The sequence below is a fragment of the Streptomyces sp. NPDC093591 genome, assembly GCF_044764885.1.
GTDB lineage: Bacteria > Actinomycetota > Actinomycetes > Streptomycetales > Streptomycetaceae > Streptomyces.
Genome location: NZ_JBIWIY010000024.1, coordinates 115,199 through 138,777 on the forward strand (window position 1 = coordinate 115,199; position 23,579 = coordinate 138,777).

The following is a 23,579-nucleotide window of genomic DNA, read 5'->3' on the forward strand; positions in this document are numbered from 1 at the left end:
CGTAGCAGACGATTGCGAATTCTGCTGCTCAAGCGGCTGGCTGTGGCAGAATCTGCCACGTGGCGACTCTGGACGACATCGACCGGCACATCCTCCTCGAACTCCAGCGAGACGGCAGACTCACCAATCAGGAACTGGCGGATCGCGTGGGACTCTCGCCGTCGCCGTGCCTGCGGCGTGTGCGGCTCCTGCAGGAGAGCGGCGTGATCAGTGGCTACGCGGCGATGCTCTCCCAGGACGCGCTCGGGCTGTCGATCACCGCCTTCGTACGGATGACGCTCCTCGCACACACCCCGCAGGCCGTCGACGCCGTCGAAGACAAGCTCCGCTCGATTCCCGAGGTGGTCGAGGCATACCTGCTTGCCGGCGACGACGACTACCTCGTCAAGATCGTCATCGACTCCTTCGCCGCGTACGAAGACCTCGTACGGCGAGAGCTGCGGCCCCTCCCGTCCCTGTCCTCGATCAAGACGACCTTCGCGTTCGCCGTCACCAAACCGCCCTCGCCACTCCCCATCCCCTGAGCCGCACACCCTCAGCAGCCGTGACCACGGTGACCACCGGGCCGGGGACCCGGCGCATCAGAAGCCGGCCGCGTTTCCCGCGGCTCGAACCCCGGGGTGAGCGCGGGCCTAGTCGGCAGTGAACGCGCTCGCGTGCACTGCCGACGGGGGATGACCGCTCACACCAGCAGGAGCGTCTTGCCGATCGTCCGGCCGCAGTTGCCCGGCCGCGGCCTCCTCGAGTGCGGTGGTCGCCAGCTCGCGCAGGTTTCAGTCCCCTCTCCATCACCTGCCGCAGGCCGAGCACGGTGACACCCCGAGCCGTGAGCGCCGCGGCGTCCGTGTACGTGCCGCCGGCCGCGCCGGTCGGTACGAATCGCCCGCCGGCCTCGACCCAGAGAGGCCGCAGCGGCACCGATCTCGCCGCCCACGCCGTCGAAGACGACGTCGACCGCCGCGCCGCTGGTGAACGTGCGGACCCGCTCGATCCAGTCGGGCTGCGCGTAGGGCGCACCTGATCCACCCGCGACGGCGCCGGCGTGGTGCCCGCGTGGCCGGGTCACCTCTTGCGGGATCGCGAGGCCGTCGCCGTCACGGCGAGGACGGACAGCAGGACGAGTGCGCCGGCCGGTGCCAGTACGGTCCAGGGGGCCAGTTCCACGTACGGCTGGTTCTCCGAGAGCAGGCGGCCCCACTCCGGGGTGGGCGGCTGTTCGCCGAGGCCGAGGAAGCCGAGGGAGGCCAGGACGAGGACCGCGGTGGGCAGTCGTAGCAGCGCGTTGCGGACGAGGGCGGGCAGGACGGCGGGTATGTAGTGGTGGCGGAGCAGGTAGCGCGGGCCGGCGCCGAAGGAGAGCGACGCGAGCATGTGGCCGCTGGCCCGCTCCTCTTCGAGCAGCGCCGCCGTCTGGGCGGCGTACGGGGTCCAGCCCACCAGGCATACCGCGCACGCCGCACCCCACACCGACGGTCCTGTCACGGCCGTGGTCAACAGGCCCGCGAGGACGGCCGGGAGCGTCGAGATCACTTCCGTCAGGCCCGCGCTCAGCCGTCCGGCCATGCCGAGCAGGAGCCCGAGGGTCGCGCTGACCGCCGTGACCGCGAGGGCCACCCCGGCCGTGCGCAGGGCTCCGTGGCCCAGTCGGGCCAGGAGGTCGCGGCCGAGTGAGTCGGTGCCCAGCGGATGCGTGAGCGACGGGGGCAGCAGGCGAGCCGCGGTGTCCACGGCCAAGGGGTCGCGCAGCAGTCCGCCCACGACCAGAGCGAGGAGGGCGGCGGCGCAGGCTGCGGCGATCCAGCGTGTGGCGCGCTGTCGCGGCAGGGCCGCCGGGGGCGGGGTGGACAGGCCGCCGGCCCGTAGGGCGGGGCCCAGGAGGGCGCGCCGCAGGGTCTGGAGGAGCAGGCCGGCGGCGACGCCGAGGAGGATCAGGACGAGTGTCGCCGTCTGGAGGGGCGGGAGGTCCTGGGCGATGGCGGCGTCGAGGGCGAGGCGGCCGAGCCCGGGGATGTTGAAGATCTTCTCCACGGCGACCGCGCCGCCGACCAGGGCCACGACGGTGGGAAGGAGTTGCGGCAGTACGCCGGCCAGTGCCCGGCGCAGCGCGGTGCGGGCGACGAGGCCGCGCGGGAAGGCGAAGGCATGCCAGGTACGCGCCCACGGTTCCTGGAAGGCGGCGGGCAGGGAGCGCTCGACGAGCCCGCCGATCATCGCCCCGGACGGCACTCCGAGGGCGAGCGAGGGCAGCACCATGGACGCCGGCCCCTCCCAGCCGCTGGAGGGGAACCAGCCCAGCCACACCCCGCCCACGGTGGCCAGCAGCGAGGCGAGCAGGAACTTGGGCAGCGCGGCGAGGACGGCGGCCGCGGTGCCCGACTGCCGTCGCCGCAACCGGCGCCGGGAGCCGAGGTACAGGGTGCGGGCGCTGATCAGCGCGACGACCGCGACCGTCACCACGAACGCGCCGAGCATCAGCGTGAAGGAGACCGCGAAGGCGGAGGTCACCTGGGGCAGGACCGGTTCGCCGGACACCCAGGAGGTGCCCGCGTCCCCGCGCGGCAACCCGCCCAGCCAGTGCAGCAGGTGGGTCAACGGCCCCTGGTCCAGGCCGAGTTCCTCGCGTACGGCGGCCAGCTGCGCCGGGGTCGGATCCTGGTCCGCGGACCGGGCCCGCAGCACGGTCAGGGCCGGGTCGGTGCCGGACAGCCACGGCAGCAGGGCGACGGCCGCCGGCAGCGCGGTCCCGGCGGCGATGCGGCCGGCCCCGGCCCGCCACCAGGACGAGTCGGGGCCGGCTTCGGCCGAAGTGGCGCTCATCCGCCGCTACTTCAGGTGCGTGTCGACGTCGACGAGGGAGCGCTCGCGCGGGTCGAGGAGTACGCCCTCGACACCGGTCGCGATGCCCTGGACGACCTTCTCGTGGACGAGCGGCACCACGGCGTCGGTGCGCAGGATCTCCGCCTCCGCCCGCATGATCTTCTGGTGTCGCTTCGTCGTGTCGCCTTCCTCGGCGGCGGACTTGATGGCCTGGTCCACCTTGGAGTCCTTCAGCCCGGCGATGTTGTAGACGCCGTCGCTGGTGTAGTCGCTGGCGAGGTAGGCGACCGCGTCGCCGGTGTCGAGGAGCGTCACTCGGGAGAAGACGAGCGCGTCGTACTTGCCCGCGAGCAGGTCGGCCTCCATCTGCGTGTACTCGCGCACGTCCTGCTTCACGGTGAACCCGGCCTTCTCCAGCTGCTGTTGCAGGACACTGGCGGCCTCGGGGAGCTCGGCGCGGTTGGTGTAGGTGGCCAGACGCAGCGTCTTGCCCTTGGTCTCCGTCTTCACCTGGGCGGTGGTCGCGGCCTTCGCGCGGCCGGTCACCTCGACGCGGTCGTCGGCCGCCCAGGAGACGGCGGGCCCGAACAGGCCCTGCGCGGGGTCGGAGTAGCCGCCGAAGACGGAGTCGACGAGGGCGGATCCGTCCACGGCCTCGCGGGCCGCCGCGCGCAGCGAGGCGTCGGTGAAGATGCCGCTGCGGGTGTTGAGTACCAGGCTGTCGGTGCGTACCGAGGGCACCTCGTGGCGGGTGTCGGCGGCGAGCAACCCGGCCTGGGCGGTGGGGATCCACTCGGCGATGTCGACGTCGCCGGAGCGCAGGGCGTTGGCGCGGGCGGTGCCGTCGGCGATCCAGGTCACGTCGATGCCGGACGCCTTGGCCTTGCCGCCCCAGTAGCCGTCGTAGCGGTCCAGGGCGGCCTTGGTCTTGCCGGTGAGCTTGGTGATCTCGAAGGGGCCGGTGCCGGTGCCGACCGGGCTGACCGTGCCGTCCTTCGCGTAGGCCTTGGCGGAGAGGATGCCGAGGGCGGGGCTGGCCAGCCGCAGTGGGAGCACGGGGTCGGCGGTCTTGGTGGTGAGGGTGACGGTGTCGGCGTCGTCGGCCTTCGCCGTCAGCGTGACGTCACTGAGGACACGCGGCTTGACCTCGGCGGCACCCGCGTGGTCGAGCGCGTTCACGACGGACTGGGCGGTGACCTGGGTGCCGTCCTGGAAGGTCGCCTTGCGCAGCTCGAAGGCCCAGGTCGTGGCGTCGACCTGTCTCCAGGACTTCGCGAGGGCGGGCACGGCGGCCCCGTTCTTGTCCAGCGCGGTGAGGCCCTCGGCAACCGACAGCTTGCTCAGCACCGTCGCGTCGTTGCTGTACGGCGACAGAGCCTGCACCGGCGGCACCGCGAGCGCGACCCGCAGTCGCTCGCCCGCCCCTGCTCCCGCGTCCGTGCCCGAGCCGGCCTCTCCCGACGCGAAACAGCCGACCAGCAAGGGAGAGAGAGCGAGTGCCGCGAGGAGGCGACGAGGGGCGGTGCGCATGGGCGGGTCCTGTCGTGCGGGGAAGCGTTCATGCCCGGCACGCCGGACTCGGCGGCGAGGGCCGCGTCAGCATATAAGGCAAGCCTTACCAGATTTCACCCGGGTGGATGAATTCTCAACCACTGAGATCCTCTCCCCGGCGCCCGGCCCGGGGGGAACGTGATGGGTCCCGCATCCGGCCGGGGGAACGGGGTCTGGTCGGGGTTGAGGTCGTCGAGGGCGTGCAGGAACACCGGCGGTACTCCGTCAGCATCTTAAAGCGCTTTAGGTGCTGATATCATCAGTCCGGTTTCACGGATGCGTAAGGTGCGTTGCGCCGAGAGATTGCCGGGGAGGTCCACGTGGGCGATGCCGAGTCCGGGCGCCGGCGCAAGGGCGCGAACAAGCGCCCCCGGCTGGAGGACGTGGCCGCACGGGTCGGAGTGTCCACCGCGTCCGTGTCCCTCGTCCTGCGCGGTGTGCCCGGGCCCAGTGAGCGCACCCGGCAGCGCGTCCTGAAGGCCGCCGCCGACCTCGGCTACCAGGTGGACCGCACCGCCAGCATGCTCGCCAGCAGGCGCACCCGGCTGCTCGGCGTCATGATCGACGTCCACAGCCCGTTCCACGCCGAACTGGTCGAGCATCTGCACACGGCCGCCGAAGAGGTCGGCTACGACCTCGTGCTGAGCACCCAGACCCGCACCCGTGACGAGCACACCGCCGTCGAGACGCTGCTGGCCTTCCGCAGCGAGGCCCTGATCCTGCTCGGCCCGACCGCCCCCGCCGACACGCTCGCCGCCCTCGACCGCAAGGCCCCCGTCATCGTCGTCGGCCGCCGGATCGCCGACGGCGAGCTGGATGTCGTCCGTACCGCCGACGACGAAGGGGTCGGCCAGATCGTCGACCACATGGTGGGCCTCGGCCACCGTGCGATCGCGTACGTCGACGGCGGCAAGGGCGTGATCGCCACGGACCGGCGCCGCGGATACCGCACCGCCATGCGCCGGCACGGCCTGGACGCGCACATCAGGGTCCTGCGCGGGGCCAACACGGAAGAGGCCGGCGAACGGGCCGCCCGCCACCTCCTCGACTCCGGCGACCTCCCCACGGCCGTCGTCGCCTACAACGACCAGTGCGCCATCGGCGTCCTCGCCGCCCTCGCGCGCGCCGGAGTCGCCGTCCCCGGCGAGGTCTCCGTGGTCGGCTACGACGACGACACGCTCTCCCGCCTGAGCTGCTTCAACCTGACCACGGTCAGCCAGGGCGCCGAGGAACAGGCCCGGTACGCGGTCGCCGCCGCCGTGGAACGCCTCGACCAGGACCGCACCGAGCCCCGCGAGGTGATCCTCACCCCGCAGCTCGTGGTGCGCGGGACCATCGCCGGGCCTCGTTGAACCGCCGGCCCGTGTACCGGTGATCCCCCTGAGCCGGTGGCTCAGCGTTCCAGTGGCTTGTGGGCGGTCTCGGGGAGCCGCAGATACACGAGGGACGAGCCGAGGCAGAGGGCGGCGACGTACCAGGGGAAGAGGCCCGCGTGGCCGAGCTCCTTGAACAGGGTGCCGATGTACGGTGCCGTACCGCCGAACATCGCGACCGTCAGCGAGTACGGGAACCCGATGCCCGCCGCCCGCACCCGGGGCGGGAACACCTCGGCGTTCACGGCCGCGCTGATCGAGGTGAACCCGGTCAGCAGCACCATGCCCGCGCACTGTACGAGCAGCAGCACCGCGAAGGAGTCGTGCAGGGCGTGCAGCAGGGGCACGGTCAGGAGGGTGAAGCCCAGGCCGAAGAAGAGCAGGAGGGGACGGCGGCCGAAGCGGTCGGAGAGGAGGCCGCCGAGGGGCTGGAGCAGGCCGAAGAAGGCCAGCGAGATCGTTCCCGCGAGCAGCGCGTCCGACTTCTCGATGCCCGCGTTGAGTTCGGCGTACGTCGGCAGGTACGACGTCCACGTGTAGTACGCGATCGTGCCGCCCGCCGTGATCCCGCAGATCAGCAGGGACTGGCGCGGATGGCGGCGCAGCGCCTCCAACAGGCCGGGACGCGGGGCCCGTTGCTGCTCGGCGCTCCTCGTCTCCTGCGCGCCCTGCCGGATCCAGAAACCGACCAGGCTGAGCACGGCACCGAGCACGAACGGCAGCCGCCAGCCCCAGCCGTTCATCTGCGCGTCGCTCAACGTGTCCACCAGCAGCGTCGCGATACCGGACGCCACGAGCTGCCCGGCCGTCGTCGACACGTACTGGAAGCTGGAGAACAGCCCACGCCGGCCCGGCCCCGCCGACTCGACCAGGAAGGTCGTCGACGCCGCGAACTCGCCGCCCACCGACAGGCCCTGGAGCAGCCGGGCCAGGACCAGGATCACCGGAGCGAGGACGCCGGTCGCCTCGTACGTCGGGGTCAGGCCGACCAGCAGGCTGCTGCCGCCCATGAGGAGGATGGTGACCGTGAGCGCGGAGCGCCGCCCTCGCCGGTCCGCGATCGCGCCCATGAGCAGTCCGCCCACCGGACGCATGAAGAAGCCCACCGCGAAGACCGCGAACGTCGACAGCAGCGGCACCAGCGAATTGTCCGCGCTCTTCGGGAAGACCTCGGCCGCGATATAGGTGGCGAGGAACGTGTAGGCGTACCAGTCGTACAGCCTGACTCGTCTGCCGCTTTTTATTTCCGCAGGTCAGAGCTCATGTTTTCTCGCTGAACAAACTGTCCGGGTCGAATCCGGGTCGAATCTGGGTCGAATTCAGGTCCGCGTATTGTCCGCCCTGTCTAGCTGGCGGGTGGGCGGACAGGGCATATCGGGCGACTGGTTGATGCGACGGGCCGTCGGAAGGCGGCGGACAGGGGCCGGGAAGCCTCGGACGAATCGGGAGTATTGTCCGGCGCGTCCCCTGCGGTACAGCCGACGGATCCATGGGGGAGATCTGGGCACTCATCGGCAAGTCCAAGCACGCGGCACGGGTTCCAGGCCCGCTCCGCCTTCTGTCAGCGGCGATTAGAGACCTTCCCACGCACGGCCAGCTCGATTCCCCACATGGCAGTCACACTCAGTAGCCTCGGCGCTGGCTCGCGGACCTGGCGAATACAAGGGGCTGCGATCGTGTCACGTACCTGGTGTCCATCCGGGTGGAGTTGGTCTCCGCACACGGTGTAGACCTGTGGCCTCGCCCCGGCCGGGTCTTCGCCGCTGCGCGCTCGCACTCCGTCGCTCAGTTCGCCACGGCCATCGATCTCGCTTTTGGCCGCCGGGACTGGCTCACGTGCACCTGTTCACGTTGTCCGACGGCATACGGGTCAGCCCCCTGGACTGGTGGGACGACGAGGCCCTGGACGGCACCGTTGACGGCCATGCCGCCAAGCTGAGCAGGCTGCAGGCCGAGGAGCAGTTCGCGCCGATGCCGAAGCGGCCGACCCGCGGGCTCAGCGAGCCTCCGATCCTGCCGTGGTGGGGCGTGCCGCCGCGTGCGGTTCCGCAGAGGTCCGCGAGCCGGCCGACCCCGGCGTTGAAGTGGGTACCTGTCCGTCGGCTTGGCAGCTCTGGAAACCCACGCGGCGGCACGCCCCCGGTCGATCAGGGAAGCGGCTTCAGGCGGCCGTCGCAGATCTGCCGTCGCAGCAGGAACTTCTGGATCTTTCCCATGGCGTTGGCCGGGATGGTGTCGGCCAGGTACCAGTGGCGCGGTGTCTTGAGCGGGGCCAGGGCGGCACGCAGGTGGTCGTGGAGTTCGGCGGCGGTGGGCGGGTCGGCGGGGTCGGTGGCGTTGATGACGGCGGCGACCTGCTCGCCCCAGGCCGGGTCGGGGAGGCCGAGTACGGCGGCCTGTTGTACCCGGGGGTGGGTGCCGAGCGCCGCCTCGATCTCGGCGGGGTAGATGTTCTCCCCGCCTCGGATGATCATGTCTTTGAGGCGGCCGGTGACGGTGACGTAGCCGCGCTCGTCCATGACGCCCAGGTCGCCGGTGTGGAGCCATCCGTCGCGGTCGATGGTCTGGGCGGTGGCCTCGGGAAGGTCGTGGTAGCCGAGCATGACCTGGTAGCCGCGGGCGCAGATCTCGCCCGGCTCTCCCACGGGCAGCGGATCGGCGCCGGCGGGGCCGGTGATTTTGACCTCGACCTGCCACAGAGGGCGGCCGGCGGTGTGGAGTTTGTCTTGGGTGCTGTCGTCGGGGCCGGTCTGGGTGACGGAGGGGCTGAGTTCGGTCTGCCCGTAGAGGGTGGAGAAACGGGCGCCGAAGCGGCGCTCGGTCTCCTCGACCAGTTCCGGGGGCACCCGGTCGCCGCCGGACAGGACGGTCGCGCAGGCGCTGAGGTCGTAGGAGTCGAATGTGGGGTGGTTCAGCAGGGCGGTGAGCATCGCCGGGACTCCGGCGAAGAAGGTGGCCCGCCACTTCTGAAGTGCCTCCAGGACCAGGGTGGGCTGGAAGACCTGGACGAGTACGAGGGTGCCGGTGGCGGTGGCCACGCCGAGCACGGTCAGGTCGCAGCCGGCGGTGTGGAACAGCGGCAGCGCGCTGCCCCAGACCCCGTCCCGGGAGAATCCGGCGCGGGCGGCCACGAAGGTGGCGTTGGTGACGAGGCCGCGGTGGTGCAGGACGGCGCCCTTGGGGGTGCCGGTCGTTCCGGAGGTGTATTGGATCTGCGCCGCGGCACCCGGGTCGACCCGCGGTAGCGGTGAGGGGGCGGTGCCGCGGACCTCGGTGAGCCAGCCGGTGAAGGAGACCCGCTCGCGCAGTCGGGGAAGACGCGGCCCTATCCGCTTCACCGCCTCCGCCATGTCCGTCTCCCGGAAGGAGTCGGTGAGCAGTAGTCCCACGGCACCGGACTGGGAGAGCACGTGCTCGAGTTCGGCGTCGCGCAGTGCGGGGTTGACGGTGACCAGGACCAGCCCGGCCAGGGCTGCGCCGTACTGGAGGATGACCCATTCGGGGATGTTGGGGGCCCAGACGGCGATGTGCTCGCCCGGGGCGAACCGAGCGGCCAGCCAGGACGCGGCGTGCTCGGCGTCGTCCAGGAGCTCGGCGTAGGTCCAGGTGCGGTCGGCGCCGGACAGGGCGGCGCCCGGCGGGGCGATCTCGACCAGCGCCAGGCGGTCCGGGGCGGTCGACGCGGCGCCTCGGAGCACCTCCCCGATGGTGAGGTCGAGGACCGGGCGGGTGGTGTCGGCGGGCAGGTACGAGCGGGTCAGCGGTTCTTGCATCGTCACTCCTCCAGGTCTTGGGCTGTGGGGACCGGGCCGCCGCCGTCGGGAATCCAGCGGCCCGAGTCGCGCCACTTGACCGCCTCGTGGAATCCGTGGGTGGCGGCGAACTGCTGGAACCAGCGGCCCTCCGGTGAGTGCCGGGTGATGCCGTCGAAGAGGGTGGCCAGGATCTGGGTGCCGTGCAGGCCCATGTTGTCGTAGGCCTGGTTGATCATCAGTTTCTGCATGGCGAGCTGGTTGACCGGCACCCCCGCTATCCGGTCGGCCAGTTCCTCCACGCGCGCGTCAAGGTCCTGCGGCGGCGCGGCGTCCAGCACCAGGCCCCAGTCGGCGGCGGTCCGGCCGTCGATGGTGTCCCCGGTCAGCAGCATCCGCTTGGCGCGCTCGGCGCCCAGCCGGTACACCCACATCGCCGTGGTCGGGCAGCCCCACACCCGGGCGGGCATGTAGCCGATCCGCGCGTCCTCGGCCATGACGACCAGATCGCAGGACAGGGCGATGTCGCTGCCGCCGGCGACGGCATGGCCGTGCACCTTGGCGATGGTGGGCTTCAGCGACCGCCACAGGGTGAAGAAGTCGTCGCTGAAGCCCTTCATCCAGGCGAAGTCCTTGATCGGATCCCACACCGGGTTGCCGTCGGTGGCGCCCTGGGTGCCCTGTCCGTCCTCGGCGGAGATTTTCAGGTCGTATCCGGAGCAGAAGGCCCGGCCCGCCCCCTGGAGCACGATGACGTGCACGTCGGGGTCGTCGTTGGCCCGCCGGACGGCGGCGGCGATGTCACCGGGCATCCGGAAGTCGATCGCGTTGAGCCGGTCGGGACGGTTGAGGGTGAGGTACGCCTTGCGGTCCTTCACCTCGTAGAGGACGGTGGACTGCTGATCGTCGGTCATATGAGCTCCGTATTACGGCGGAATGCGGTGGTCGGTCAGAAGGTCTCGCCGTGCTCGGCTTTCTCGCGCAGCAGGGCGTTCGGGGCGAAGCGCTCGCCGTGCGCGGCGGCGAGGCGGTCGGCGCGGGCGACGAAGGCCGGCAGGCCGCCGGGGTAGCCGTTGATGTACTGCAGGACGCCGCCGGTCCAGGGCGGGAAGCCGATCCCCAGCAGGGATCCGATGTTGGCGTCCGCCGTGCTGGTCAGTACGCCTTCGGCGACGCAGTGTGCCGCCTCTACGGCCTCGGCGAACAACAGTCGTTCGGTGAGTTCGTGCAGGTCGATTCCGGCGGGGTCCCCATGTGGGGGAAACGCCGTGACGAGTCCCGGCCACAGACCGGTCCGGGCGCCCGAGGCGTCGTAGTCGTAGAAGCCGGCGCCTCGGGCGCGGCCGGGTCTGCCCAGCCTGGTCATCGTCTCCGCGACCGCCTCGGCCGGGTGCGCGCGGTAGTCGTCGCCGTCTGCGGCGCGCTTCTCGTCGCGGATCCTCAGCAGCAGCTCCAGGTTGAGTTCGTCCGCCAGCTGCAACGCGCCGACCGGGTAGCCGGCCCGCCAGGCGGCCTGCTCGACGGTCGCCGGGGCGATGCCCTCGCCGAGCATGGCCAGGGCCTCGTACACGAACGTCCCGATGACCCGGGAGGTGAAGAATCCGCGGCTGTCGTTCACGACGATCGGTGTCTTGCCGATCTGTGCCGCGAAGTCCAGAGCGCGCGCCAGGGCCTCGTCACTGGTCCGCTCACCGCGGACGACCTCCAGCAGCGGCATCCTGTCGACGGGCGAGAAGAAGTGCAGGCCGACGAAGTCCTTTTGCCGGTTCACCCCTTCGGCCAGGCCGCTGACCGGCAGGGTGGAGGTGTTCGAGCCGAGCAGCGCGTCGTCGGCGACCACCCGTTCCGCCTCGGCGAAGACGGCACGCTTGAGGGAGGCGTCCTCGAAGACCGCTTCCACGACCAGGTCGCAGCCGGTCAGATCGGCGTACTCGGCACTCGGCGTGATGCGGGCGAGAACCTCCTCCCGTCCGGCCTCGCTCAGCCGCCCGCGTGTCACGGCCCTGTCCAGGAGCCTGCGGGAGTAGTCCTTGCCACGTTCCGCGGCCTCAAGGGAGACGTCCTTGAGGACGACGTCGATGCCGCTGCGCGCGCAGGCGTAGGCGATGCCCGCGCCCATCATGCCGGCACCGAGCACGGCGGCCTTCGACACCCGGTGTCTTGGCAGGTCCTTCGGGCGTGAGCCGCCGGCCTTGATCGTGTTCAGGTCGAACCAGAACGCCTGGATCATGTTCTTCGCGGTCTGGCCGCGTGCAATGTCGACGAAGTAGCGGCCCTCGACTCTCAACGCGCCGTCCAGATCCAGCTGGGCTCCCTCGACGGCGGCGGCCAGGATGTGGTGCGGGGCCGGCAGCGGCGCGCCTCTGAGCTTCTTGCGCAGGGTGGCGGGGAGGGCCGGCAAGGTCGCCGCGAGGCCGGGGGATCCAGGGGCGCCGCCGGGGATCGCGTAGTCGGCCGCGTCCCAGCGCTGTACCGAGTGGGGGTGCGCGGTGATCCAGGCGCGGGCCTTGTCGAGCAGTTCCTCGCGTGTCGCGGCGAGTTCGTCCACCAGCCCGAGCCGTACCGCCTCGGCCGGTGGGTACCGGTTGCCCTCCAGGAGGACCTTGGTCAGGGCGCCGACGACGCCGAGCAGGCGGGTGGTCCGCGCCACGCCTCCTCCGCCCGGCAGCAGGCCGAAGGTGACCTCGGGCAGGCCGAACCTCGCGTGAGGAGTGTCCAGCGCTATGCGGTGGTGGCAGGCGAGCGCGAGCTCCAGGCCGCCGCCCAGGGCGGAGCCGTTCAGCGCCGCGACGACCGGCTTGCCCAGCGTCTCCAGCGTCCGCAGCCATCCTTTGACCTGTTCGATCTGCGCGGAGAACCGGGGTGCGTCGCTGTCGGTGACCCGGATCAGCTGCCGGAGGTCCCCGCCGGCCAGGAAGGAGTCCTTCGCGGAGGTGACGATCACGCCGGTGATCGCGTCCTTCTCGGCGGTGAGCCGTTCGACGGCCGCGGCGAGCGAGAAGCGGAAGGCGTCGTTCATGGTGTTGGCCCGCTGCCCCGGGTCGTCCAGGGTGAGCGTGACGACGCCGTCGGTGCTCTGCTCCCAGCGGATGGCGTTCGGGTCGGTCATGCGTGTGTTCCCGCTTCCTCGGCGCTTTCTTCGGTGGCCGGCCGCCTGATGTTTCGGTCAGAGGCGTTCGACGACGGTGGCGACGCCCATACCGCCGCCGGTGCACAGGGTGGCCAGGCCGTAGCGCATGCCGCGCCGCTCCAGCTCGTCGATGAGGGTGCCGAGGATCATCGCCCCGGTGGCGCCCAGCGGATGGCCCAGTGCGATCGCCCCGCCGTTCACATTGACCCTCTCGGGCGGGACGTCCAGGTCGCGCAGGAACTTCAACACGACCGCCGCGAACGCCTCGTTGACCTCCCACAGATCGATGTCGCCCACGGCCAGGCCCGCTTTCGCGAGCGCCTTGCGCGCGGCCGGGGCGGGAGCGGTGAGCATGATCGTCGGTTCGCCGGCCACAGTGGCCGTGGCGACGATCCGGGCGCGTGGGGTGAGGCCGAGGTCGCGGCCGGCCCGCTCACTGCCGACGACCGTCAGCGCGGCGCCGTCGGCGATCGCCGACGAATTGCCGGCGGTGTGGACGTGGTCGATCCGCTCGATCCAGTGGTACTTCTGCAGCGCCACGGCATCGAAGCCGCCCTGCTCACCGATGCCCGCGAACGACGGCTTCAGCGCGGCGAGCGCGGCCGGGCCGGTGTCCTGCCGTACCGGTTCGTCCCGGTCCAGAACGATGTGGCCGTTGACGTCGCGGACGGCGACGAGTGAGCGGTCGAACAGGCCGTCCGTCGCAGCCTTGGCCGCCCGGGCCTGGGACTCGACGGCGAACGCGTCGACGTCCCCGCGGCTGAATCCCTCGACGGTGGCGATGAGGTCGGCGCTGATCCCCTGCGGCACGAACGAGGTGCTGTAGGCCGTCTCGGGATCCGTCATCGCTGGTCCTCCGTCCGCGCCCATGGGCACCCGCGACATCGACTCGACCCCGCCCGCGAGGAAGAGGTCCTCCCAGCCGGAACGGACCTTCTGTGCGGCGATGTTGACCGCCTCCAGCCCTGAGCCGCAAAAACGGTTCAGTTGGAAGCCCGCACCCGAGGACTCGTATCCGGCGGCCAGCGCGGCGGTCCGGGCGAGGTTCGCTCCCTGGTCCCCGACCGGCGAGACCACGCCCAGGATCACGTCGTCCACCCGCAGCGGATCGAAGCCCGGATTGCGCTTGCCCACCTCGTCGAGGAGACCCACGACGAGGGAGATCGGTTTGACGGTGTGCAGTGAGCCGTCGTTCTTGCCGCGCCCGCGCGGGGTGCGCAGCGCGTCGTAGACGAACGCTTCTGCCGGACTGCCCATGGTGGCCGCTCTCCTGTCAGTACGTATGCTGGCGAGTGGTCCGGCCGTGCGTGCGGCGTCGGGGCAGCGCAAGGGCCGTGCTTGACTGGAAGTCACACAGTCGCTGCCGGTGCCCGACGGTGACAGGCCGCGGGCGTCTGGTGACCCGGCAGGCGATGTCGAGCGCTCAGCTCGTGGGTGCGGTCGATGCCCCGGTCGCAGGGCGGCTCTGCGTGACACGTGCCCCGTGTGCGGCACGCTCCGTCAGCCGTCCTTCCTGCGGACCGGCGGCAGCTGGGAAGCCTGGGGATTCGGTGAGCAGCGGCCGTACGATCCGGCCCCACCGCTCCAGCAGTTCGTCGCGGTCCGTGTCCTCCCGGTACAGCACGTCGGAGATCGCCAGGCCGCGCAGCAACTGCACGGTCAGCTCGGCAATCGCCGGGTAGGCAGGCGAGGTGGTGAGCTCGGGGCCCATCACCTCGTCGACCACCCGGTACAGGTCCCGGCGCGCCGTCCCCTCGGCGTGGCGCAGCACGTCCCGCAGCCGCGGGTTGGTGCGGGCCACCGCCCACAGCTCCATCTCCGCGCCGAACGAGGGCCCGCACATGACGGACCGGAGCACGCGCAACGAGCGGGACAGTGCGTCACCGTCCGGTGAGGCCGCCGCCAGTTCCTCACGCACCGCCCGCTCGTTCCGCGCCACGAGTAAACCGATCGCCGCCCCGAACAGGTCCTCACGGGTCGGAAAGTGATGCAGCAACGCACCCCGGCTGACACCGGCCCGCCGCTGCACCTCCAGGGTCGTCGTCGCCGCGACGCCCACCTCGATCAGCGACTCGACCGCCGCGCCCACGATCTGCGCCCTCGTGGCGTCGCGCTGTTCGTCACGCCTGGTCATGGCCTCCACCTTTCACAGTCAGCCTTGACTGCGAAATGAGCATCTCACGGTCAGTCCTGACTGTGAAGAGGTGAAGCGTCTCGGATTCCCCCTCCTCGTTGCGGGCACGGAGGGCGACCAGCCGGGAAGGCGGTGCGCCGAGGCAGACCTGCTTCGAGTTGCTGCCACGTGCACTGCGGGACTGGGCGTTCGTCCTGCCCCGGCCAGAGCTGCACACGGCACCCCCGGACGTGCGGCTTGCTGTGAGCTGGGTGGGGAAGGCGTCCCGCCCGCTGCCCGACCTGATGGATGGGGCCGTGATGCGGGCCGTGTGGCAAGTCCTCCAGTTGAAACAGGACGGTACGGTTGCAGCCGCCGAGTACCGCTGCCACCGATCCGGGACAGCATCCCTGGCCGCCGCGACGTCGTCCTGCCCAGAAGGGCCATCCACCGCACGCAGCAGCGCCTCACGCGCGGCCGGCCCCGGTCAGCGCCGGGAAGTTGGCGAGGTGGTCCGGGCGCTTGCGCGCGGCGTCCGACCGCTGGCGGATGAGCTGGTCGGTCTCGGAGCTCGAGCCGTACGTCATGATCTCGACCAGCGCGCGGACGCTCTCCGGCGACGGGTCGCTGTAGCCCTTCAGAAGGACCTTGAAGCTCTCGGAAGGACAGCCGCCGGGCATGAACCCACGACCCGGACGACCGAGTGGCCCGCGCTCGGTACCGTCTTCTTTGTCACCAAACCCCGCCAGGAGATCAACGTCTGGACCGGCACCAACTACCTGACAGCCTCGGTCTACCGGCGGGCCGGGACTCGCTTCGGGAAGCGGCAGCTCAGCGACCGTGGCGTCGAGATGGCCTCAGCCGTCGCCACCCAGGTCTGGGGGACCGAGCGCGACGGTTTCACATTCGACACCCCTGAAGCATGGGTCCGCGACGACGCGTCCCGCTACACCTATCCGGGCTACGAACGCCCCCTCGCCGTCTGGGACATTCTTGACGCCATCCAACCCGTGGAGCCCTTCTTGACGAGAGGCTCCGGCCGCTGACCGGATGCCTACCACGCAGCCTGTCTCCGATCCGCGTCAGAGTGCCCCGGGGCATCGGAACCTGAGAGCGGCCCATTGCCCCTACTAAAAGCCCGTGCAGATAGGCGGCGTGGAGAGCCTCAGTATCAAGGTGGGCACAGGCCCGAGTGAACATGTGGTTGCGACGCTCTGTGACTGCTGGGCAAACCTCTGCGCGTCTTCCGTTTCAGGTCGTCTGCCTGGCCAGCCTGTGCAGGGCCCGCGAGGCGGGTGATCCGGGGTCGGCCGTGATCAGGACGACTTCCTGGTCTTCCTCGGGTACGAGCAGGACGTCACAGTTCAACCGCAGCGTGCCGGCTTCCGGGTGGTCGACGGTCTTGGTGCGGTGCCCGGGAGCGTGGACCGGACGTGTCTGCCAGATCTGCCGGAACTCCTCGCTGCCGGCGTGCAGTTCGGCCAGCAGGGCGGTCAGCTGCGGGTCGTGCGGGTAGCGGTCGGCGGCCCGGCGCAGCCGCGCCACCACGATGTGCCCGAACTCCTCGGCGCCGACGCCCTCGTACATCCGTCCCTGGCCCAGGAAGCGGCGCCGGGCCAGGTTCGTCGTCCCGCGTGCGAGGTCGCCGCCGAGCAGGGCCTGGGCCAGGGGGTTCCAGGCGACTACGTCGTACGCCGCGTCGGTGACGATGGCAGCGGTCTGCGGCAGCCGCTCCAGCATCCGGGCCACGTGCGGGCGCACTCGCCGCACGACGTCGCTGCCGGGCGGCGCGCTCGATCCCGCCAGGCGGAACAGGTGGCTGCGCTCGGCCGGTGTGAGCCGCAGCGCCTGAGCCAGCGCGTCCAGGATCCGGGCCGACGGCCGCGGTCCGCGGGCCTGCTCCAGCCGCGTGTAGTAGTCGACCGACATGTGGGCGAGGTCCGCCACCTCTTCGCGGCGCAGGCCCGGCGTGCGGCGGGCGGTGCCCGTCGTCGTCAGCCCGATCTCGTGCGGGCGCAGGCTCGCCCGGCGGTCCCGCAGGAAGCGGGCCAGTTCCTGCCGCGCCATGCCGCCTCCTGCCGCTTGCCTGGTACAGGTTGTCCCTGGCAGGGCGCCCACCGCCAGAGGACCGTAGCTGCCATGAACGATCGCACAGCTCTGGTCACCGGTGCCAACAAGGGCATCGGCAAGCACATCGCCCGGCTGCTCGCCGCCGAGGGCCTCACGGTGTACGTGGGCGCCCGCGACCCGGGGCGCGGACAGCGGGCCGTCGAGGAGATCGGCGCCGGCGCCCGGCTGCTGGTCCTCGACGTGACGGATCCCGACGACATCGCACGGGCCGCGGCTCAGGTGGATCGGCTTGACGTGTTGGTCAACAACGCCGGCATCGCACCATCGTTGGCCTCGCCGGCTGACACCGGCGTCGAGGAGTTCCGGCGCGCGTACGAGACCAACGTGTTCGGGGTGACGGCGGTGACCAATGCCTTCCTGCCCGCCCTGCGCCGGTCCCCGCACCCGCGCATCGTCAACATCTCCAGTGGCACCGCGTCGCTGACCTGGAGCACGAACCCCAATCCCCAGTTCACCCCGGGAAGCGGCGGCGCCGCCGCCTACCGGTCGTCCAAGGCCGCCCTCAACGCCCTCACCGTCTTCTACGCCCAGACGCTGGCCGAGGACGGCTTCAAGGTCAACGCGCTCGCCCCCGGCCTGCGGGCCACCGATCTCACCCCCGGGGCCGCCGCTGCTGGCGACGACCCGGCCGAGGCCGCCCAAGGCGCCCTCCGCCTGGCCCTGCTGCCGGGCGACGGCCCCACCGGTGGCTTCTTCTCCTGGGACGGAACGCCCGTGCCCTGGTGAATCGGTGATCAGTCATGGGCAGCGCCGGGGGCGGGTGTCCCAGCGGTGGGTGGTCCAGGCTCGGCGGATAAGACTGCGGACGGTGATGATCGTGTCCGGGTGCCGTCGATGAGGCGTCGGAACGTGGACAACGCATGCGCCCGGGGCGTCAGGTGCCGGGTACCCGGCGAGTGCCGAGACACGAACCTTCTGTGTCGAGCCTGAAGCTGCAGCAACGCCAGCCTGCACCGGGAGGTTCCTTGCTGTCTCAACCGGTTCCCGCCAGGTTCACATCTGGTCCGGACCGGTCAGTCGCCGCGTGCCATGGCGATCATTCCTCTGAGGTCGAGTCCGGCTTTGGTGCCGCCGTCACAGAGGATGTCCACGCCGGTGAGGTAGCCGGGCTTGTCGCCCGCGCAGAACGCCAGGAGCTCGGCAATCTCTTCGGGGCGACCGTAGCGCTTGAGCGCGGCGTAGCCGGTGAGCTTGCCCGAGCCGCCCTTCTCCTCGAGCCGCCCCATCGCGGTGTCGAAGCTGCCGGGCGACACGGAGAGCACGCGGGCGCCTTTCGCGCCGAACGGGGCGGCGATCTGCTGCGAGTACCAGATGACGAAGTTCTTGCTGAGCGAGTACGCCAGACCGGGTCGCATGCCTTTCGGTGCCCGGCTCGCGCCAGCGGCGAGCTTCGCCGTGAAGCGGTCGCGATCGGTCAGAGCAAGACGGAAGATCCGCTTGGGGATGACCAGCCGCGGCGTCATGTGCCCGGCGATGGAGGCGAGGTTGACCAGCGCGAATCCCTCGGTGGCGACCGCGAGGGCGGCTTCGGTGATGTTGACGGTGCCGAGCGCGTTGATCCGGATGATCTTGTCCGCGGTGCCCATCTGCGGGCTGATGCCCGCGGTGTGCACGACCGCCCGCACGGAGCCTTCGCGGTCGGCCTGCTGGAACAAGGCCTCGACCGATGCTCGGCTGGTGATGTCGCAGGCGACCGCCGCCGCATCGACGCCGTGGTCGCGCAGTTCCGCCGCCGCAGCGTCGAGGCGTTGCCGGTTGACGTCGGTGATGACCACGCGGTGATCGCTGCCGAGAATCTTCGCGGTCGCGAGCCCCATGCCCCCTGCTCCGCCGGTGACGATCGCTGTCTTTGTCATTCGTGCTCCATCTCGGTATTTCCCGACCGTAGCACCGGGGCAGCCCCTGACCTGCGAACTCCAGCTTGATGGCGAGATGGATCGTCGCTTTCCGGGCAGCCCGCCGGGGGCCGGTACGTATACGTAGGTGTCGACTGCCGGCGCCGGGCGATCGCGCTGGACGGCAAGTGCCTGCGCGGCGCACGCCGGCCGGACGGCAGTCGGGTCTTCGTGCTGTCCGCCGTCCGCCACGGCGGTCGGCATCACCCTCGCCTCACGCGAGATCAGCGCGAAGACCAACGAAATTCCCGAGTTCGCGCCCTTGCTCGATCAGATCGACGACGCCGACCTCGCCGGGACGGTTGTCACCGCCGATGCCCCGCCCGCCCCACGCGACCACGCCACCTACCTGCACGAACGTGGCACCCACTACCTGCTGACCATCAAGAACAACCAGCGCGGCCAGGCCCGCCGACTCTACGCTCTGCCCTGGAAGAAGATCCCCGTGATTCACCGCGACGACGACCGGGGCCACGGCCGCCACGAACAACGACTCGTGCAGGTCGTCACCGCCGACGGCCTGCCCTGCCCGCACGCCGCCCAAGTCCTGCGCATCCAACGCCGCCGTCTCTATGGAGCGAAGAAGTGGTCCAGCGAGACCGTCCACGCCCTCACCGACCTGCTCGCCGAGCAGGCAAGTGCGGCCGAGATCGCCTCCTGAGCTCGCGGACACCGGACTGTGGGAAACACCCCCCACTGGGTGCGAGATGTCGTCTCCGGAGAAGACAAGCCCCAGGTCAGGACCCGTAACACGCCTGCCGTGCCCGCCGCCGTCCGCGACTTGATCCGCAGCGCGTCCAAGCTCGCCGGATACGTCAACACCGCCGCCGGACGCCGAGCCCACACCGCACGCCCACGCGTCCTCACCCTCCACGGCAATCACCTGACCAAACCGGACGACCCGGGCAAACACCAGGGCCCTGCGCCCTCGTCGCTCCTGGCGGGTTCACCGGGAGCTGTGCGTGGATGCGGTCGCGAGGCGGGTGCCCTGTCGCCAGACAGCGCGAATCGACAGGCTGTCGTTGATGGTCGTGGTGGGATCACCGTCGACCAGGACGAGATCTGCCCGCAGGCCTTGCTCGACGCGGCCCCGATCGTGGAGGCCGAACCGTCGTGCTGTCAGTGAAGTCGCCGAGCGCAGGGCTTCGGTGGGGCTGAAACCGGCCTGTACGAGCAGTTGCAGCTCGCCGTGCAGACTTGCTCCGTGGGTCACGCCGCGCACGGCCAGAGCCGCGGCGTCGGTGCCTGCGATCACGTCGACCTCAGCCTCGCGCAGGGCTGCGATCGTGGCCAGTGCCATGTCGAAGTGCGAGGCGGGCAAGCCGCCGAACGTGTCGGAGAGGTGCGCCCGCAATTCCGGCGCAAGCTTTCCCGCAACGCGGGGATCTTGCGCCAGGTCCATGCTGTGCGACAGCCCGACGATGGAGGCAAGGGGAGTCAGTGTCGGCACCACGAACACGTTCGCGCTTGCGATGCGGTCGACGATCTCCGGGGTGTGGGCCGTGTCGGCGAACAGATGGGCGAGGCCGTCGGCGCCGGCATCGACCATCTGTTCGGTCTCGTGCAGCGTCATGGCGTGGGCCATCACCATCTTCCCGCGAGCGTGCGCCTCGGCGATCACGGCGGTGTGAATCTCCAGTGGTACGTGCGGCAACTGGAAGCCGAACGCCCCGCCACTCTCGGCTATCAGCTTGATGTAGTCGGCGCCCTCGCTGATCCGATCCTCGACGAACCCGGCCGCCTCCGCCACGGTGGTCGCGGTCGGCCAGACCGGATCGTTGAGGCCCTTCCGGAACTGATGAGGGTGGCCGTCGAGGTGGGTGAGCGAAAACGAGGCGCTCCGCACGTCCGCGAAAGTCCGGTCGGCCTCGACCTCGGCGCGCAGCGGAATCATGGTGGCGGGGACCGAGCCCATGTCGAGTTCGGTGGTGACACCGAAGGTCAGTGCCTGGCGCAGCATCGCGGCGTCTGTGTGGGTGTGTGCGTCGATCAGGCCCGGCAGCAGGGTTGCGCCGGTGGCGTCGACGACTTCCACCCCGGTGACACGCGGCCCGCCCACCGAGACGATGACGCCGTCGGCGACGTGCACCTCGACCTGGCCCAGGTTCTTCTCACCGTCGAACACCTTCGCACCGACGATGACGAACTCGTTCATCGGACTCTCCTCGCAATGCTGGACATGTACTGGTTCGGGCTTCACGGCTACGACGTCTGCCGGACCGGCACGATGGCAGCCGAAGGGTGTCCGGGGGCGTGGCGACCGTCTGTTCGGCCAGGTGGGCGACGGCGACCCCACGTGGGGTCGCCGTTCCGCACAGACTGGGCCTACCGGCCCCGTCGTGCGGGTGGGATGGGAATCGGCTCGGCTCCTGGCACGACGCGGGTGGTCATGGTGCCGAGTTGTTCGACGGTGACGGTGACGACGTCGCCGGGTTGCAGGGGGCGGTGGGCGTTCAGGCCTTCGCGACCCCACAGTTCGGCGAGGCAGCCGCCGCCGCAGGTGCCGGAGCCGAGGATGTCGCCGGGGCGGATCTCGGTGCCACGGGAGGCGTAGGCGATCATGTCGGCGTAGGAGAACGCCATGGACGACCAGCGGTCCTGCCCCAGCCGTTCGCCGTTGATGTCGACGGTCATCGTCAGGTCGAACGAGGTGTCGGTGCGCCAGGGTTGCAGCTCGTCGGGGGTGACCAGGACCGGTCCGAGGGTGGTGGCGGTGTCCTTGCCCTTGGTGGGGCCGAGCCGGACCTGCATCTCGGCGAATTGGACGTCGCGGGCCGACCAGTCGACGAGGATGGTGTAGCCGGCGACGTAGGAGTCGGCGTCGTCGGGGTGGATGTCGCGGCCGGTGCGGCCGATGACGGCGGCGACCTCCAGCTCCAGGTCGAACATCCGGCTGCCGGGCGGTACGGGGACGTCGTCGGCGGGGCCGAGGATCGCGTGGGGGTTGGTGAAGTAGAACGCGGGTGCCTCGTACCAGCGTTCGGGAACGGTCGCGTCGGTTCCGCCGAGTCTGGCGACACCTTCGACGTGCCGTTCGAAGGTCATGAAGTCCCGCACAGCGGGAGGATCGGGGATCGGCGCGCGCAGCCGAAGGTCGCCGACCGCCCGGGTCGCGGCAGGCGCGGCCAGGGCCTGCTCCCCGGCCGCCCGCAGGGTGCCGTCGCGCAGGAGGCCGAGCATCGTGACGCCGCGGCCCAGGGGTTGGACCTGGTCGTGGTGGAGGACGCCGACTCGATCACCGTCGGCGTCGGCGTAGGTCACGAACCGCACAGTCGCGCTTCCCTTCAGACGGAGGTGTGCATCGGGCGGCCGAGCCAGGCGACCGCGTCCCCGAAGGCGGTGATCACGTCGAGGTCCCGGCCGGCGTGGTCGGCGTAGGCGCGGTGCAGGTTGAGCACGATCCGTTCGGCGTCGCCCCAGTCCGTGAACTCGCCCAGGTCGACCTGGCGGGCGGCCTGCAGGGGCGTCAGACCCCGGGAGAGCCCGTCCTGGGCGGTGTCGAGGAGGAGCCGGTAATAGCGGCGGTGCTCGTCCAGGACCTGGGTGATGCCGGTGCCGGTGAGGACCGGGCCGTGGCCGGGGACGATGACGTCGGGCTGCAGGGACTCCAGCCAGTCGACCGCGGCGAGGGCCCCGTCCACGGAGCCCATGAAGACCAGCGGGGTGAGTCCGGCGAACACCAGATCGCCGGAGAACAGCACGCGTTCTTCGGGCAGCCAGGCGATCAGATCTCCGGTGGTGTGCGCCGGGCGGCCGGGGTGCAGCAGCTCGATCCGCCGACCTGCGACGTGCAGGGTGAGTGCGGAGCCGGCCGAGATGTCGGGAAGCCTGCGGGTCACCGGTCCCCAGTCCGGGACCGGGTTCCACAGCGGTGGGCAGCCGTCGATGACCGGGTCGGCCTGAAGCCCTTCCCGCATCCGGCTGTGCCCGACGATCACTGTCGTGGAGGGGAGGAGGCTGTTGCCGTAGGTGTGGTCACCGTGTTGATGGGTGTTCACCGCCAGCCGGACGGGCGCCCCGCCGGTGGCCGTGTCCACGGCGTCGAGAAACCGGCGGGTGCGAGCCGCGGTGGCACAGGTGTCGATCACCAGGACCCCGTCGTCGCCGGCCACCGCGCCGGCGTTGTTGACCCACCAGGTCCCGTCCGGCTGCACCCAGGCGTGGATTCCGGGAAGCAACTCCTGGAGTTCCGCCGCGTCCGCTGTGGGAGGAGGAGCGGAGTTCGTGTCCGATGTGTCGGTCATGACCCGGCCTGTCCGTTGTCCTTCACGGTGGCGACGCGGCTGCGGCCGTGCTGTTCGTACGTGGCGAAGCGCATGGCATTCCTTGGGAGCTGGGTGGGTTGAGGCGGGCCGGGGGCTCGGCGCCATGGCAGGGTGGGGGAGTGCGCCGGGCCCCGGTGTCATGGGGTCAGACCGGCGGAGCGACGAAGACACCGCGGTCGACGTCGTTGAGCATTTCCTTGGCGACCATCTCGTTCATCGGGTTGGACGTGCCCCACTGGTCGGCGTTCTCGGGCTACGTCAGGTCGTAGATGTTCGTCCAGTGCCGTATGCAGGTCGAGCGCTCGGCCGTCCGGGGCCATGAGGCCCGGGAACCTGGTCTCGCCCGCTGCCGAAAAGGTGCCGGTGGCGAACGGTCCGGAGAAGGGATGAAGGGTGCCGACGCGGCTGCAGATGTCACGGAGACGTCCTCCCGATTGCGGTCCCACTAATCTGGCCCCTAGATTGCAATCAGGGAAATCGATTTCCTGAATACAGGAATCCAGCCGCTGAATACTGGTGGCGCCGGCTCCGGAATTGGGGCACGGCCGTGGCG

General features: G+C 70.6%; 17 protein-coding genes and 3 pseudogenes. 5 read left to right on the forward strand and 15 right to left on the reverse strand.

Features of this window, described 5'->3' with window-relative positions:
- Window positions 1–59 precede the first annotated feature (59 nt).
- On the forward strand, window positions 60–524 hold the full coding sequence (locus ACIREI_RS40225) for an Lrp/AsnC family transcriptional regulator (protein ID WP_403344260.1): 465 nt from the start codon (window positions 60–62) through the stop codon (window positions 522–524).
- Window positions 525–1,062: 538 nt separating this feature from the next.
- Here the strand turns inward: ACIREI_RS40225 and ACIREI_RS40230 are convergent.
- On the reverse strand, window positions 1,063–2,817 hold the full coding sequence (locus tag ACIREI_RS40230; protein ID WP_403344263.1) for an ABC transporter permease subunit: 1,755 nt from the start codon (window positions 2,815–2,817) through the stop codon (window positions 1,063–1,065).
- Window positions 2,818–2,823: 6 nt separating this feature from the next.
- Window positions 2,824–4,347 (reverse strand): ABC transporter substrate-binding protein, encoded by a 1,524-nt coding sequence (locus ACIREI_RS40235; protein ID WP_403344265.1) that lies wholly within the window; start codon window positions 4,345–4,347, stop codon window positions 2,824–2,826.
- Between the two features lie 341 nt (window positions 4,348–4,688).
- On the opposite strand from ACIREI_RS40235, the gene ACIREI_RS40240 reads away from it, so the two are divergent.
- Complete coding sequence (locus tag ACIREI_RS40240) at window positions 4,689–5,720, forward strand: LacI family DNA-binding transcriptional regulator (protein ID WP_403344268.1); 1,032 nt, start codon at window positions 4,689–4,691, stop codon at window positions 5,718–5,720.
- Window positions 5,721–5,761: 41 nt separating this feature from the next.
- On the opposite strand, the pseudogene ACIREI_RS40245 reads toward ACIREI_RS40240, so the two are convergent.
- From ACIREI_RS40245 to ACIREI_RS40275, 7 genes and pseudogenes are all read right to left on the reverse strand, one after another.
- Window positions 5,762–6,976 (reverse strand): annotated as a pseudogene (locus ACIREI_RS40245) (MFS transporter); the annotation flags it as partial.
- A 912-nt stretch (window positions 6,977–7,888) separates the two neighbouring features.
- Window positions 7,889–9,514: an AMP-binding protein gene (locus ACIREI_RS40250; protein WP_403344271.1), complete on the reverse strand. Its 1,626-nt coding sequence runs from the start codon at window positions 9,512–9,514 to the stop codon at window positions 7,889–7,891.
- A gap of 2 nt (window positions 9,515–9,516) precedes the next feature.
- Window positions 9,517–10,407 carry a crotonase/enoyl-CoA hydratase family protein gene (locus ACIREI_RS40255; protein WP_403344274.1) on the reverse strand — a complete coding sequence of 297 codons (891 nt, stop codon included), beginning with the start codon at window positions 10,405–10,407 and terminating at the stop codon, window positions 9,517–9,519.
- Window positions 10,408–10,442: 35 nt separating this feature from the next.
- Window positions 10,443–12,602 carry a 3-hydroxyacyl-CoA dehydrogenase NAD-binding domain-containing protein gene (locus ACIREI_RS40260; protein ID WP_403344277.1) on the reverse strand — a complete coding sequence of 720 codons (2,160 nt, stop codon included), beginning with the start codon at window positions 12,600–12,602 and terminating at the stop codon, window positions 10,443–10,445.
- A 57-nt stretch (window positions 12,603–12,659) separates the two neighbouring features.
- Window positions 12,660–13,880, reverse strand: a complete 1,221-nt coding sequence (locus tag ACIREI_RS40265; RefSeq protein ID WP_403344280.1) for an acetyl-CoA C-acetyltransferase — start codon at window positions 13,878–13,880, stop codon at window positions 12,660–12,662.
- A gap of 166 nt (window positions 13,881–14,046) precedes the next feature.
- Window positions 14,047–14,757 carry a TetR/AcrR family transcriptional regulator gene (locus ACIREI_RS40270; RefSeq protein ID WP_403344283.1) on the reverse strand — a complete coding sequence of 237 codons (711 nt, stop codon included), beginning with the start codon at window positions 14,755–14,757 and terminating at the stop codon, window positions 14,047–14,049.
- A gap of 446 nt (window positions 14,758–15,203) precedes the next feature.
- The gene (locus tag ACIREI_RS40275) at window positions 15,204–15,416 is read right to left on the reverse strand and encodes a hypothetical protein (RefSeq protein ID WP_403344384.1); all 213 of its coding nucleotides are present in this window, start codon (window positions 15,414–15,416) and stop codon (window positions 15,204–15,206) included.
- Window positions 15,417–15,488: 72 nt separating this feature from the next.
- On the opposite strand from ACIREI_RS40275, the gene ACIREI_RS40280 reads away from it, so the two are divergent.
- Window positions 15,489–15,782, forward strand: a complete 294-nt coding sequence (locus ACIREI_RS40280) for a GH116 family glycosyl hydrolase (RefSeq protein ID WP_403344378.1) — start codon at window positions 15,489–15,491, stop codon at window positions 15,780–15,782.
- Between the two features lie 205 nt (window positions 15,783–15,987).
- On the opposite strand, the gene ACIREI_RS40285 is transcribed toward ACIREI_RS40280, so the two are convergent.
- Window positions 15,988–16,803 carry a helix-turn-helix transcriptional regulator gene (locus ACIREI_RS40285; RefSeq protein ID WP_403344285.1) on the reverse strand — a complete coding sequence of 272 codons (816 nt, stop codon included), beginning with the start codon at window positions 16,801–16,803 and terminating at the stop codon, window positions 15,988–15,990.
- A gap of 72 nt (window positions 16,804–16,875) precedes the next feature.
- Between ACIREI_RS40285 and ACIREI_RS40290 the strand changes: the two genes are divergently transcribed.
- Window positions 16,876–17,592: an SDR family oxidoreductase gene (locus ACIREI_RS40290; RefSeq protein WP_403344288.1), complete on the forward strand. Its 717-nt coding sequence runs from the start codon at window positions 16,876–16,878 to the stop codon at window positions 17,590–17,592.
- Between the two features lie 287 nt (window positions 17,593–17,879).
- Here ACIREI_RS40290 and ACIREI_RS40295 read toward each other — a convergent pair whose 3' ends face one another.
- Window positions 17,880–18,722, reverse strand: coding sequence for an SDR family NAD(P)-dependent oxidoreductase (locus ACIREI_RS40295; protein ID WP_403344381.1), 843 nt, complete (start codon window positions 18,720–18,722; stop codon window positions 17,880–17,882).
- Window positions 18,723–18,851: 129 nt separating this feature from the next.
- On the opposite strand from ACIREI_RS40295, the pseudogene ACIREI_RS40300 reads away from it, so the two are divergent.
- A pseudogene (locus tag ACIREI_RS40300) lies at window positions 18,852–19,638 on the forward strand (ISAs1 family transposase); the annotation flags it as partial.
- A gap of 69 nt (window positions 19,639–19,707) precedes the next feature.
- Here ACIREI_RS40300 and ACIREI_RS40305 read toward each other — a convergent pair.
- From ACIREI_RS40305 to ACIREI_RS40320, 4 genes and pseudogenes are all read right to left on the reverse strand, one after another.
- Window positions 19,708–20,916, reverse strand: coding sequence for an amidohydrolase family protein (locus tag ACIREI_RS40305; RefSeq protein ID WP_403344291.1), 1,209 nt, complete (start codon window positions 20,914–20,916; stop codon window positions 19,708–19,710).
- A 170-nt stretch (window positions 20,917–21,086) separates the two neighbouring features.
- The gene (locus tag ACIREI_RS40310; RefSeq protein WP_403344294.1) at window positions 21,087–22,031 is read right to left on the reverse strand and encodes a fumarylacetoacetate hydrolase family protein; all 945 of its coding nucleotides are present in this window, start codon (window positions 22,029–22,031) and stop codon (window positions 21,087–21,089) included.
- Window positions 22,032–22,045: 14 nt separating this feature from the next.
- On the reverse strand, window positions 22,046–23,005 hold the full coding sequence (locus ACIREI_RS40315) for an MBL fold metallo-hydrolase (RefSeq protein ID WP_403344297.1): 960 nt from the start codon (window positions 23,003–23,005) through the stop codon (window positions 22,046–22,048).
- A 166-nt stretch (window positions 23,006–23,171) separates the two neighbouring features.
- Window positions 23,172–23,279 (reverse strand): annotated as a pseudogene (locus ACIREI_RS40320) (oxidoreductase); the annotation flags it as partial.
- Window positions 23,280–23,579: the final 300 nt, after the last annotated feature.

Coding starts and splice junctions, on each gene's coding strand:
- ACIREI_RS40230 (WP_403344263.1), bottom strand. CDS start 2,817: ATGAGCGCCACTTCGGCCGAAGCCGGCCCCGACTCGTCCTGGTGGCGG.
- ACIREI_RS40235 (WP_403344265.1), bottom strand. CDS start 4,347: ATGCGCACCGCCCCTCGTCGCCTCCTCGCGGCACTCGCTCTCTCTCCC.
- ACIREI_RS40250 (WP_403344271.1), bottom strand. CDS start 9,514: ATGCAAGAACCGCTGACCCGCTCGTACCTGCCCGCCGACACCACCCGC.
- ACIREI_RS40255 (WP_403344274.1), bottom strand. CDS start 10,407: ATGACCGACGATCAGCAGTCCACCGTCCTCTACGAGGTGAAGGACCGC.
- ACIREI_RS40260 (WP_403344277.1), bottom strand. CDS start 12,602: ATGACCGACCCGAACGCCATCCGCTGGGAGCAGAGCACCGACGGCGTC.
- ACIREI_RS40265 (WP_403344280.1), bottom strand. CDS start 13,880: ATGGGCAGTCCGGCAGAAGCGTTCGTCTACGACGCGCTGCGCACCCCG.
- ACIREI_RS40270 (WP_403344283.1), bottom strand. CDS start 14,757: ATGACCAGGCGTGACGAACAGCGCGACGCCACGAGGGCGCAGATCGTG.
- ACIREI_RS40275 (WP_403344384.1), bottom strand. CDS start 15,416: ATGCCCGGCGGCTGTCCTTCCGAGAGCTTCAAGGTCCTTCTGAAGGGC.
- ACIREI_RS40285 (WP_403344285.1), bottom strand. CDS start 16,803: ATGGCGCGGCAGGAACTGGCCCGCTTCCTGCGGGACCGCCGGGCGAGC.
- ACIREI_RS40290 (WP_403344288.1), top strand. CDS start 16,876: ATGAACGATCGCACAGCTCTGGTCACCGGTGCCAACAAGGGCATCGGC.
- ACIREI_RS40295 (WP_403344381.1), bottom strand. CDS start 18,722: ATGACAAAGACAGCGATCGTCACCGGCGGAGCAGGGGGCATGGGGCTC.
- ACIREI_RS40305 (WP_403344291.1), bottom strand. CDS start 20,916: ATGAACGAGTTCGTCATCGTCGGTGCGAAGGTGTTCGACGGTGAGAAG.
- ACIREI_RS40315 (WP_403344297.1), bottom strand. CDS start 23,005: ATGACCGACACATCGGACACGAACTCCGCTCCTCCTCCCACAGCGGAC.